Annotated in this window: 8 protein-coding genes and 1 pseudogene; 1 reads left to right on the top strand and 8 read right to left on the bottom strand. The window is 62.8% G+C overall.

Annotated elements, in window-relative coordinates; translation table 11 throughout:
• The 8 genes and pseudogenes from Q1L50_RS19950 to Q1L50_RS19915 form a co-directional block, all read right to left on the bottom strand.
• Window positions 1-332: pseudogene (locus Q1L50_RS19950) on the bottom strand (ribonuclease domain-containing protein); the annotation flags it as partial.
• A gap of 66 nt (window positions 333-398) precedes the next feature.
• A complete protein-coding gene (gene aspS, locus Q1L50_RS19945; protein WP_300342118.1) occupies window positions 399-2,201 on the bottom strand; it encodes an aspartate--tRNA ligase in 1,803 nt (600 codons plus the stop codon).
• Window positions 2,202-2,221: 20 nt separating this feature from the next.
• Window positions 2,222-2,854 (bottom strand): DUF502 domain-containing protein, encoded by a 633-nt coding sequence (locus tag Q1L50_RS19940; protein WP_300342115.1) that lies wholly within the window; start codon window positions 2,852-2,854, stop codon window positions 2,222-2,224.
• Entirely contained in the window at window positions 2,854-3,183 is a 330-nt protein-coding gene (locus tag Q1L50_RS19935) for a zinc ribbon domain-containing protein (protein WP_300342112.1), read from the bottom strand. The genes Q1L50_RS19940 and Q1L50_RS19935 overlap by 1 nt, the downstream gene beginning before the upstream one ends.
• Window positions 3,184-3,289: 106 nt before the next feature.
• Entirely contained in the window at window positions 3,290-4,150 is an 861-nt protein-coding gene (locus tag Q1L50_RS19930) for an A24 family peptidase (protein ID WP_300342110.1), read from the bottom strand.
• The gene (locus Q1L50_RS19925; protein WP_300342108.1) at window positions 4,150-5,388 is read right to left on the bottom strand and encodes a type II secretion system F family protein; all 1,239 of its coding nucleotides are present in this window, start codon (window positions 5,386-5,388) and stop codon (window positions 4,150-4,152) included. The genes Q1L50_RS19930 and Q1L50_RS19925 overlap by 1 nt, the downstream gene beginning before the upstream one ends.
• Before the next feature lie 13 nt (window positions 5,389-5,401).
• Entirely contained in the window at window positions 5,402-7,117 is a 1,716-nt protein-coding gene (pilB, locus tag Q1L50_RS19920) for a type IV-A pilus assembly ATPase PilB (protein WP_300342106.1), read from the bottom strand.
• A gap of 227 nt (window positions 7,118-7,344) precedes the next feature.
• Window positions 7,345-9,633, bottom strand: a complete 2,289-nt coding sequence (locus tag Q1L50_RS19915) for an NADP-dependent malic enzyme (protein WP_300342105.1) — start codon at window positions 9,631-9,633, stop codon at window positions 7,345-7,347.
• Between the two features lie 320 nt (window positions 9,634-9,953).
• Here Q1L50_RS19915 and fusA point away from each other — a divergent pair, with 320 nt between their 5' ends.
• A complete protein-coding gene (gene fusA / locus Q1L50_RS19910) occupies window positions 9,954-12,002 on the top strand; it encodes an elongation factor G (RefSeq protein WP_300342103.1) in 2,049 nt (682 codons plus the stop codon).
• Window positions 12,003-12,026: the final 24 nt, after the last annotated feature.

The following is a 12,026-nucleotide window of genomic DNA, read 5'->3' as shown; positions in this document are numbered from 1 at the left end:
ATTCGCGGATGCGCCGGAAACTGCGGTAGTGATCGTCGGTGTAGTAATACTCGCTGGGCGGTTTCGCCGCCACCTCCCTGACCGGCAACGATGCGTCGTGCGCCGCGGCTGGCGCTGCCCGGGGTCGGCACCGTGTACTCCCGGTAGTAGCCGCGGCTGCGTAGTGGTAGAAGTCGCTCGAAATTGCCGAAAACACTGCCGTCCTTGTGCGGGTACGGAAAAGGCCCGCCCTGCCGGATCAGCTGCAGGACCTGCTGAGCCTCGGCAGGAAGTTCAGCCAGAGCGACGCTCTGGGGGGGCTGCGCTGCACGTGCCTGCGCGGCGCCGACCAGGCCGAACAGCGCGACGAGCGCTGCCAGCAGCAGGCGGACAACGCCGGTGACACGAAACACGTTTGTTCAGCTCTGGCCAAGCTCGACCTGCGTCTCGACTCTCTGACGCAGGCGGATATGCAGCTCGCGCAGCTGCTTGTCGTCCACTGCGCTCGGGGCATCGGTGAGCAGGCACTGGGCGCGCTGGGTCTTCGGGAAAGCGATCACGTCGCGGATCGATTCGGCGCCGGCCATCATGGTGACGATGCGATCGAGGCCAAAGGCCAGGCCGCCGTGCGGCGGTGCGCCGTACTTCAGCGCGTCGAGCAGGAAACCGAACTTGAGCCGTGCCTCCTGGTCGCCAATTCCCAAGACCTTGAAAACCGCCTCCTGCACGTCGGATCGGTGTATCCGTACCGAGCCGCCGCCCAGTTCGGAGCCGTTGAGCGCCAGATCGTACGCTTTCGCCAGGCAGCGGCCGGGGTCGCTCTGCAGCAGTTCCAGGTGGCCGTCCTTCGGACTGGTGAACGGGTGATGACAGGCCGTCCACCGCCGCTCTTCCTCGTCGTAGTCGAACATCGGGAAGTCCACGATCCACACCGGCTCCCAGGCATGGCCGTTCAGGAAGCCCTTTTCGTGACCGATCTTGACCCGCAGGGCACCGAGCGCGTCGTTCACCACCTTGCGCTTGTCGGCACCGAAGAAGATCAGATCGCCCGACTGCGCGCCGGTCCGGTCGACGATCGCCTGGAGCGCAAACGGATGCAGGTTCTTGACAATTGGTGATTGCAGGCCGCTTTCGTTGAGCTGCGTGACATCGTTGACCTTGATGTAGGCCAGCCCCCGGGCGCCGTAGATGCCGACAAACTGGGTGTAGGCGTCGATCTCGCTGCGCGTCAGGCTGGCTCCGCCGGGAACGCGCAAGGCGGCGATGCGACCGCCTTCGCTGTTGGCGACGCCGGCAAAGACCTTGAAGGAAACGTCCTTCAGAACGTCGGCCACTTCGACCAGTTCGAGCGTCACGCGCAGGTCCGGCTTGTCCGAGCCGTAGCGGTCCATGGCCTCGCTGTAGCTCAGACGCGGGAAGGGGTCGGGCAGCTCGGCGCCGATCACTTCCCTGAACACCGCGCGGATCAACTCCTCCATCAGCTGGATGATTTCGCCCTCGCCCATGAACGAGGTTTCGAGATCGACCTGGGTGAACTCCGGTTGCCGGTCGGCGCGCAGGTCCTCGTCGCGGAAGCACTTGACAATCTGGTAGTAGCGGTCAAAACCGGCCACCATCAGCAGTTGCTTGAACAGTTGCGGTGACTGGGGAAGGGCGAAGAACTGTCCCGGATGAACACGCGACGGCACCAGATAGTCGCGGGCGCCCTCTGGCGTGCTCTTGGTGAGCATCGGCGTTTCGATGTCCATGAAGCCGGCCTCATCCAGGAAACGCCGGAAGGCGCGGGCCGTCTGGTAACGAAGCCGCATGTTCTTCTGCATCTGCGGTCGGCGCAGGTCGATCACCCGGTGCAGCAGGCGAATGCTCTCCGACAGGTTTTCTTCGTCAAGCTGAAAGGGGGGCGTTACCGAAGCGTTGAGGACTTCCATCTTGTGACAAAGAATCTCGACCTCGCCGCTGGCGATGTTGGCGTTGACCGTGCCGGCCGGACGCGCACGGACCTTGCCCGTAATCCTCAGGCAGAACTCGTTGCGGACCAGCTCGGCGGTGGCGAACATCTCCGGACGGTCCGGATCGCAGACGATCTGCGTTAGGCCCTCGCGGTCGCGCAGGTCGACGAAGATCACGCCGCCGTGGTCCCGGCGCCGGTGCGCCCAGCCGCAGAGCCGTACCTCCTGGCCAATCAGCTGTGAATTGACTTGTCCACAATAATGAGTACGCATGAATTTCCCGATTACTGGTGTCAGGTGTTGGTAGTGGTCTGGGCCGCGGCGACCGGCCGCGTTCTCGGCGGTGGCGCGACGACGCCCATCGAGATCACGTACTTGAGCGCCGTATCGACGCTCATGTCCAGCTCGATCACCTCGGCTTTCGGCAGCATCAGAAAGAACCCGGAGGTCGGATTCGGCGTTGTCGGGACGTAGACGCTGACATAGTCGCCGTCGAGATGCCGAACCACGTCGCCGCCCGGTCTTCCGGTGAGGAAGGCGATCGTCCACGTACCTCGGCGCGGATACTCGATCAACAGCGCTTTGCGAAAAGCGTTGCCTGACGACGAGAAAAGCGTGTCGGAAACCTGCTTGACGCTGTTGTAGATCGAGTTGACCACCGGAATCCGTGCCAGCAGCTGCTCCCACCACGACACCAGCCGCTGGCCGATGAAGTTGGCAGCGAGCAAGCCGGTGACCATGATGATCAGCAGGGTCAGGATCGCCCCGGCACCCGGGATATCGAAACCAAGGATCGTGCGCGGGTGGATCGCCGCCGGCAGCAGGTGCAGCGATTGATCCATGGTGCCGACAATCAGCACCAGCACCCAGGCGGTGATCGACAAGGGCACCCAGATCAGCAGGCCGGTAATGAAGTAGCGTTTCATCAGCTGCCAGCGCCAACACCGGGTGTGCTGCCGGAAGCGGCGGCGGGGGCGGTGGTAGTGGCGGCAGCAGCAGGGGCGGCACCGGCGTTGGCCGGCGCCTTCCCGGCGTCTTCGGGCTGGGCGGGCGCAGTCGCTGGGGTCTTGTTGCCACCCTTGAAGTCGGTCGCGTACCAGCCGGTTCCCTTCAACTGAAAGCCGGCTGCTGTCACCTGTTTGCGATAGGTCGTCTGCCCGCACTGAGGACAAATGCACAATGCCGGGTCGCTGAGCTTTTGCAGATGGTCCTTTTCAAAAGCACATGAATCGCAGCGATAGGCGTAAATCGGCATGGCTAACCCTCGGCAAGCGCAGGAAAAACGTGGATTATACTCGAAGCAGCAGTGGGTTCACCCGCCCTCGCCCGACCGCGAGGACTCTTGGCGCCGGGTGATGCGGCTACAGCAGCCCAACATAGGCGCGCGTCAGTCCCTTCCCCCAGAACAGCGCCAGCAAGCCTGCCGCCGCCAGATATGGGCCGAAAGGGATCGGCACGCTGCGTCCGCGCTTGGCGACGACGATCAGTGCGATGCCGACCACTGCCCCAAGCAGCGACGAGAGCAGGATGGTCAGCGGCAACATCTGCCAGCCAAGCCAGGCACCAAGCGCGGCGAGCAGCTTGAAGTCACCGTAACCCATGCCCTCCCTGCCGGTGGTCAGTTTGAATGCCCAGTAGACCGACCACAGCGCCAGATAGCCGCACACTGCCCCGATCACGGCCGAGTGCAGGTCGGCGAAGGTGCCGCCAAGATTGAACAGCAGGCCAGCCCAGAGCAAGGGGAGGGTGATCGAATCGGGCAGCAACTGCGTGTCGAAGTCGATGCAGGTCAGCGCCAGCAGGCACCAGATCAACAGCATCGCGCCGAGTGCCGCCCAGGCATAACCAAAATGAATAGCGGCGAAGGCGCTCAGCACGCCGCTGCTGGCCTCGACCAGCGGGTAGCGGGGCGAGATCGGCGCCGCGCACGCCGAGCAACGTCCGCGCAGGAATAGCCAGCTGAGGACCGGAACATTCTCGATCGCGGTGATCGCGTGCCCACAAGCGGGGCATCGCGAGCCGGGCCTGGCCAGCGACAGCGGCTCGCCGACCGGCGGCTGCTCGCCGCACAGCTCGGCGCAATGAACACGCCAGTCGCGCTCCATGATCCGTGGCAGGCGATGGATGACGACATTCAGGAAGCTGCCGACCAGCAACCCGAGCAGACCACAAATGACGGGAAACAGCGTCGGCGCCAGATCGGCGGGGAGCACGGCCGGCATCAGCCGACCACGGCGCCCAGCTTGAAGATCGGCAGGTACATGGCAATCACCATGCCGCCGATCAGCACCCCGAGGACGACCATGATCATCGGCTCCATCAAGCTCGACAGGGCCTCGACGGCGTCGTCGACCTCGGCCTCGAAGAAATCGGCCACCTTCCCGAGCATCGCATCCAGGGCGCCGGATTCCTCGCCGATCGCGACCATCTGGTTCACCATGTTCGGAAAGAGTTCGCTGTTCTGCATCGCCGAGGTGAGGCTGGTGCCGGTGCTGACTTCACTCTGGATCTGCCTGGTGCCGGCCTTGTAGACATAGTTTCCGGCCGCGCCACCCACCGACTCCAGCGACTCGACCAGCGGCACGCCGGCAGCAAACATGGTCGCCAGTGTGCGCGTCCAGCGGGCGATTACCGACTTGCGTATGATGTCGCCAAAGACCGGGAGGCGGAGGAACATCCGGTCGAATGCGATCTGCATCTTCTCCGATCGCTTCAAGGTATAGAAGAAGGCGTAGAGCGAGCCGCCGATGCCGCCAAAAATCGCCCACCAGTACTCGATGAAAAAGTCCGAAATGGCGATCACGACCAGGGTTGGTGTCGGCAGGTCGGCACCGAAGCTCTTGAAGACCTCCTTGAATGCCGGGATCACGAAGATCATGATCACCGCTGTAATGACGAACGCGACGACGATAATCGCCACCGGGTAGAATAGCGCCGCCTTGATCTTCGACTTGATGGCGATCATCTTCTCTTTGTAGTTGGCCAGACGGTCGAGGAGCGTCTCGAGAATGCCCGCCTGTTCGCCGGCAGCGACCAGGTTGCAGTACAGTTGGTCGAACTGCAGCGGGTATTTCCGGAACGCTTGCGACAATGAACTGCCGGTCTCGACATCGGACTTGATATCGAGCAGCAGCTTGCCCACTGACGGGTTGTCGTGTCCTCGACCGACGATGTCGAAAGTCTGCAGCAGCGGCACGCCCGCTTTCATCATCGTCGCCAGTTGGCGCGTGAACAGCGTGATGTCCTTCTCGGTGATCTGTCGCCCGCCCTTGAAACGCTGCTTGCTGACCTTGCTGACGACAATCCCCTGGCGCCGCAAAGTGGCTCGCACGACGGTGTCGCTGTTGGCGCGCTGTTCGCCGCGAACGACCTTTCCCGCCTTGTTCTTCCCTTCCCAGAGAAAAGTAAATTCCTTGACTTCTGGCGCGGCTCTTCTGGTGGTCTTCGCTGCGGTCGCCATTCTTCCCTCGTCTTCAAGCGTTGGTGCTGCCGAGAACCTCGTCAAGAGACGTGAGCCCTTGCTTGACCTTCAGCAATCCGGACCGGCGAAGATCGTTGACGCCATCCTTCCGGGCCTGGTGGGCCACGTCGAGTTCCGTTCCGTTGGCCATGATAATGCGCTGAATCGCCTCGGTCACGGGCATTACCTCGTAGAGACCGACGCGTCCCTTGTAGCCGCTTCCCTTGCAGCGCTCGCACTCGCGCGGCCCGTAAAGCGTCCAGCTCCCATCCAGGTCGTTTTCCGTGAAGCCGGCATTCAGCAAGGTCTCGACCGGTGTATCCAGCGGCTGCTTGCAGGTGCACAGCCGGCGGACGAGGCGTTGCGCGGTGATCAGCAGGATGCTCGAAGCCAGATTGAAAGTCGGAATGCCCATGTTCATCAGGCGGGTCAGGGTCCCTGGCGCGTCATTGGTGTGCAGCGTCGACAACACCATGTGACCGGTTTGCGCGGCCTTGATCGCGATTTCCGCTGTCTCGATGTCGCGAATCTCGCCAACCATGATGATGTCCGGGTCCTGCCGGAGAAAGGCCTTGAGGGCGACCGGGAAGGTCAGTCCGGCCTTGTCATCGACGTTGACCTGATTGATCCCCGGCAAGGGAATCTCGGCCGGGTCTTCGGCGGTGGCGATGTTGACCCCGGGCCTGTTCAGCAGGTTGAGGCAGGTATAGAGCGAAACGGTCTTTCCCGAGCCCGTCGGTCCGGTAACCAGGATCATTCCGTACGGCCGGTGGATGGCATCCAGCAGCACTGCCTTCTGCTCCGGCTCGTAGCCCAGCGCATCGATCCCCATCGACGCGCTGGCTGGATCGAGAATTCGCAGGACGATTTTTTCTCCGTACATGGTCGGCAAGGTGCTGACGCGAAAGTCGATCGAGCGGCTCTTCGATAGCACCAGACGCATCCGGCCGTCCTGCGGAACGCGCTTCTCGGCAATATTGAGGCGCGAAATCACCTTGATGCGCGAGGCGATCTTGTCCTTGATCACCAGCGGCGGCGCGGCCACTTCGCGCAGGATTCCGTCCGTTCGAAAGCGGATCCGATAGTTCTTTTCGTAGGGCTCGAAATGGATGTCGGACGCCCCATCATTGATCGCGTCGAGCATCATTTTCTGGATGAATCTGACCACTGGCGCGTCATCGACCTCGAGGGTGGAGGCCTCGTCCGCCTTGTCCTGGCTTTGCTCGTCGGTGAACTCGAGGTTGATGTCCTCGTTGGTGAAGCTCTTGAGGCTCTCCTCGACCGTTTCGGAGAGTTTCGCCACCAGCGGCGAAAGCTTGTTTTCCTCGACGACCACCGGGTCAACCGCCAGGCCGGTCTGGAAGCGGATTTCATCAAGCGCACGCAGATTGGTCGGATCGGCGATGGCGATCGCCAGGCGATTGCCGCGCTTGTGCAGGGGGACGACGCGGTGGGTCGCGATCAGCTTGCGGTCGACGGCGTTTTTTTGGATGTGGACGTCGTCGAAGGCGGCCAGATCGAGCAGGGGGTAACCGAACTTGTCCGCGGCAAAACGCGCCAGTTCAAGGAATGTTGCCCTTTTGGCGCCGACCAGGTGCTCGATCAGCGAGGTACGGTTGGCGGCGGCCTGCGCGAGCATGGACTCCGCCTCGGCTTCCTTGAGGCGGCCAGCTTGTACCAGCGCACGGGCGAGACCACTGAGCGGCGAGTTTTGCGGATTGGCTGCCATTTTTGCAATAGGACCTTGCAACGCATTGTTAACCATCAGGTCCGGGCTATACCGAGTGAGCCCTCATGATGATGCATTGACTCGGCATGTTTGTAAAGAAGCGAACCGCGTGCAAGCTTTCGCCGGCAACCTGCGTGACTGGCCGATGGTCTGCGCGACGCCTCGGGCTGATTGCCGACCGCCGCCGCTGGACCACGATCCGGGGCCCGCGGCGGGGGCAGCAAGGCCTACTCGGCGGCCGCTTCGACGACCACCAGCGCGGTCATGTCCACCACCCGGCGAACGGTTGACGTCGGGACCAGGACGTGCACCGGCAACGCCGCACCAAGCAGGATCGGGCCGACCGACATGCCGTCACCACCGGTCATCTTGAGCAGGTTGTAGGAGATGTTGGCGGCGTCGAGATTGGGCATGACCAGGAGATTGGCCTCGCCACTGAGCGGCGAATCGGGGTCCGAGCGATCGCGAATGGCTTCCGAGAGCGCGCTTTCGCCGTGCATCTCGCCGTCGATTTCGAGATCGGGCGCCTTGGCGCGGACCATCGCCAGCGCCTCGCTCACTTTGCGGGTGGACGCGGACTGCGAAGAGCCAAAGTTGGAATGCGAGAGCATCGCCACCTTGGGCTTGATCGTGAACCGACTGACCGCCTCCGCCGCCATCAGGGTGATCTCGGCCAGTTGCGCGGCGTCGGGGTCCTCATTGACGTGGGTATCGCAGAGGAAGAGGGCCCGGCCGGGCAGCAACACGTGCGTCATCGCCGCCATCGTGCTGCGCCCGGGCACCTTGCCAATGATCTCGTCGATCTGTCGCAGATGATGCGCGAAGCGGCCGGAAAGGCCACAGATCATCCCGTCCGCGTAGCCGAGCTTGAGCAGGATGGCGCCGATGATCGTATTGTTGGTGCGCAAGCGCGTCTTGGCGATGTCGATGGTCACCCCGTGACGTTTTCTCAGCTGATGATAGCTTGTCCAGCATTCCTTGTAGCGACTGTCGCTGGCCGGGTCGACGACCTCGAAATCGGTACCTGGCACCAGCTTCGATCCGATTCTCTTGAGCCGCGCTGAAATCACATCGGGACGACCGATCAGGATCGGGCGCGTCAGGCCTTCGTCGATAATCGTTTGGGCCGCCCGCAGCATCCGCTCGTCCTCGCCATCGCAATAGACGATGCGCGTCTCGCGGACGCCCTTGGCCGCCGAGAAGACGGCTCGCATGCCAAAGCCGGTCTGATAGACGAACTCGCGCAGCTTCTGGCGGTAGGCATTCAGATCGGCAATTGGCCTGGTCGCGATGCCCGAGCGCATCGCTGCCTCGGCGACCGCCGGTGCGATGGTGGTGATCAAACGCCGATCGAAGGGTTTGGGGATCAGGTAGTCCGCGCCGAACCTCAGCTCCTGGCCGGCGTAAGCCATCGCCACTTCGTCGCTGACCTCCCATTGCGCCATTGCCGCCAGCGCCTTGACGCAGGCCATCTTCATCTCCTCGTTGATGCCGGTCGCACCGACGTCGAGGGCGCCGCGGAAGATGAACGGGAAACAGAGAACGTTGTTGACCTGGTTGGCGTAATCGGAACGGCCGGTGGCCATGATCACGTCGGGGCGGACTTCCCGGGCCAGCTCGGGCATGATTTCCGGCGTCGGATTGGCCAGCGCGAAGACAATCGGTTGCTTGGCCATTTTGAGCAACATTTCGGGCTGGAGAATTCCTGCCGCCGAAAGCCCGAGAAAAACGTCGGCGCCATCGAGTGCGTCGGCCAGCGTTCGGCACGGCGTGTCGCGCGCATAGCGCGCCTTGTTCGGCTCCATGTTGGCGTCGCGGCCGGCGTAGATCACGCCCTTGGAGTCACAGACGATGATGTTCTCGCGTAGCACACCCAGGACGCACCACAGGTTAAGGCAGGAAATGGCCGCCGCTCCCCCTCCGGAACAGACCACGCGCACTTCGTCGATCTTCTTGCCGGTGACCTTGAGCGCATTCAGGATCGCCGCCGCAGAAATGATCGCCGTGCCGTGCTGATCGTCGTGAAATACCGGAATCGACATGCGCTCCTTGAGTTTGGCCTCGATGTAGAAGCACTCCGGCGCTTTGATGTCTTCCAGGTTGATGCCACCCAGGGTTGGCTCCATCGCGGCGATCATGTCGATCAGCTTGTCGGGGTCGCTTTCAGCCAGCTCAATGTCAAACACATCGATCCCGGCGAATTTCTTGAACAGGCAGCCCTTGCCCTCCATCACCGGCTTCGCGGCCAGTGGCCCGATGTTGCCCAGGCCGAGCACGGCGGTGCCGTTGGTAATCACGCCGACGAGGTTGGCGCGTGAGGTGTAGAGGCTGGCTGAGCCAGGGTCATCGACGATCGCATGGCACGCGAAAGCAACGCCCGGGGAATAGGCCAGCGCCAGGTCCAGTTGGTTGGTCAGTCCCTTGGTCGGCTGGACAGCCACCTTGCCCGGCGTCGGGTAGCGGTGGTACTCCAGGGCCGCCTCACGAAGATCGGTCTGGGGCAGATCCTTTTTCATTGTGGCTCCTGACGCAGTGTTCATCAAAATGAAGCGCGTCACTTTATCCGACTCACGCGGTTTACACAAAACAGATGTTCCATTCATATCCGACGATGGAGTGCCAGAAGGCACCGGGAATTCGCCCGCCAACGGTCTTCGGCCGATGCCTGCTGGCGAGGCGGAGTGCGACGAACCCGGGGTGGCGAGAAATGACCAGCGCGCGAGCGGCGAGCGATTCGGCCGTGGCCGGGGTAAAATGATGCCAGCACGCGCCAGCCGTCATGTCATGTGGCTGTCTTCGCCTGCAGCGTGCGTTTGCCTTGAATGGGAGAAGAGGAATGGGTCAATCCACCACCAGTAAGCTTCGCGCCGTCGCTCTTGTCGGGCACGGCGCGGCCGGCAAGACGACGCTGGCCGAAACCCTGCTTGCCGCCGCTGGGGCCATCAGCAGCCGCGGGTCCGTCGAGAAGGGCAATACGGTTTGCGACTTCGATCCACAGGAGAAGGAATTCGGACACTCGCTGAATTCGGCGCTGGCGGGCTTTTCCTGGGACGACGTGCAGATCCAGCTGATCGACACGCCGGGCTTTCCCGATTTTTCGGGGCAGGCGATCGCCGCGCTGGCTGCAGTCGACACCGCGCTGGTGGTGATCAACGCGCAAAACGGCATTGAGCTGGTCAGCGAGCGGATGATGCGGCTGGCAGCTGCCCGCGGCGTCTGCAGGATGATCGTGATCAACAAGATCGATGCCGACAATGTCAACCTGCCGGCGCTGGTCGGCGAAATCCGCGAGCGCTTCGGTGCCGAATGCATGTTGCTCGACCTGCCGGTTCAGCACGGCAGTGAAGTCGTCGAATTGCTCGGGCACGATAGCGGCGACAGCGACTTCGCGTCGGTGGCAGAGGCGCACCGCGCGCTGATCGATCAGATCGTCGAGGAAGACGAGGATCTGCTGGCGCGCTATCTTGACGAAGGCATCGATCCGAGTCCCGATGAACTGCATCTGCCGTTCGAGAAAGCACTGCGCTCGGGCCACCTGATTCCGATCCTGTTCGTCTCGGCGAAGACCGGCGCCGGCATCCCGCAATTGCTGGACGTCCTCGCCAGGCTGGCGCCGAATCCGGCCGAGGGCAATCCGCCGCCGTTCTACCGCGGCGGGCCCGATGGACCCGGCGAGGCCTTTCGGGCCGACCCCGACCCGCAGAAACATGTTCTGGCACACGTCTTCAAGATCGTCAGCGATCCGTTCATCGGCAAGGTCGGTGTTTTTCGCGTCCATCAGGGGACGATCAGGAAGGACTCGCAACTCTTCGTCGGCGACGCCAAGCGACCGTTCAAGGTCGGCCATATCTACCGGCTGCAGGGCAAGGAATACATCGAGGCGGAAACGCTGGTCCCTGGCGACCTGGGGGCGATGGCCAAGGTCGAGGAAATCGAGTTCGACTGTGTATTGCACGATTCGCACGATGAAGACCATATCCACCTGAAACCGCTCGAATTCCCGCAGCCGATGCAGGGTCTGGCGGTCCATGCCCGGCGCAAGGCCGACGAGCAGCGCCTGTTCGAGATCCTCCGCAAGCTGGAGGTGGAAGACCCCTGCTTCATCATCGAACGCCACCCGACAACCAACGAGACGGTGATCCGCGGGATCGGAGAAATGCATCTGCGCGCCAAGCTGGCGCGCCTGGCGCAGCAGTACAAGCTGGAACTCGATACCACCCCGCCGCGGATTGCTTATCGCGAAGCGATTACCGGTTCGGCCGAGGGTCACTGCCGGCACAAGAAGCAAAGTGGCGGCGCCGGCCAGTTCGGCGAGGTCGCGCTGCGCGTCGAGCCTCTCGAGCGTGGCGCCGGCTTCGAGTTTGTCGATATCGTCAAGGGTGGCGTCATTCCCGGCGTGTTCATGGCTTCGGTTGAAAAAGGCGTTCGGCAGGCGCTTGCCGACGGCGTCGTCGCCGGTTTCCCGGTACAGGACTTGCGCGTCACTGTTCATGACGGCAAGTCGCATCCGGTCGACGGCAAGGATATCGCTTTCATGACCGCCGCCCGCAAAGCCACCGTCGACGCCATTCGCGCCGCCAGGCCGATCATTCTCGAACCGGTGGTCGACATCGAGATCCTCGCGCCGGACGCCATGACCGGTGATCTCACCGGCGACCTGTCGAGCAAACGCGGCCATCTCACCGGCACCCAGCCGCGGGGCCCCGGGGTGATGGCGATCAGTGGCGAGGTCCCGCTGGCGGAACTCGATGGCTATCAGTCGCGCCTGAAGTCGCTGACCGGCGGACAGGGCTCGTACAGCATTGCTTTCTCGCACTACGCGCAGGTGCCACCAGCGACGCAGCAGCAACTGGTAGCGCAGCACCAGGTCGTCGAAGAGGAGTAGTGGCCAGCGACCAGCGAGGACCAA

This window comes from Accumulibacter sp. (assembly GCF_029255145.1).
Lineage (GTDB): Bacteria > Pseudomonadota > Gammaproteobacteria > Burkholderiales > Rhodocyclaceae > Accumulibacter.
The sequence above is the reverse complement of the archived record's forward strand: the minus strand, read 5'-3'. Positions and strand labels throughout refer to the sequence as shown.

Coding starts and splice junctions, on each gene's coding strand:
- aspS (WP_300342118.1), bottom strand. CDS start 2,201: ATGCGTACTCATTATTGTGGACAAGTCAATTCACAGCTGATTGGCCAG.
- Q1L50_RS19940 (WP_300342115.1), bottom strand. CDS start 2,854: ATGAAACGCTACTTCATTACCGGCCTGCTGATCTGGGTGCCCTTGTCG.
- Q1L50_RS19935 (WP_300342112.1), bottom strand. CDS start 3,183: ATGCCGATTTACGCCTATCGCTGCGATTCATGTGCTTTTGAAAAGGAC.
- Q1L50_RS19930 (WP_300342110.1), bottom strand. CDS start 4,150: ATGCCGGCCGTGCTCCCCGCCGATCTGGCGCCGACGCTGTTTCCCGTC.
- Q1L50_RS19925 (WP_300342108.1), bottom strand. CDS start 5,388: ATGGCGACCGCAGCGAAGACCACCAGAAGAGCCGCGCCAGAAGTCAAG.
- pilB (WP_300342106.1), bottom strand. CDS start 7,117: ATGGCAGCCAATCCGCAAAACTCGCCGCTCAGTGGTCTCGCCCGTGCG.
- Q1L50_RS19915 (WP_300342105.1), bottom strand. CDS start 9,633: ATGAAAAAGGATCTGCCCCAGACCGATCTTCGTGAGGCGGCCCTGGAG.
- fusA (WP_300342103.1), top strand. CDS start 9,954: ATGGGTCAATCCACCACCAGTAAGCTTCGCGCCGTCGCTCTTGTCGGG.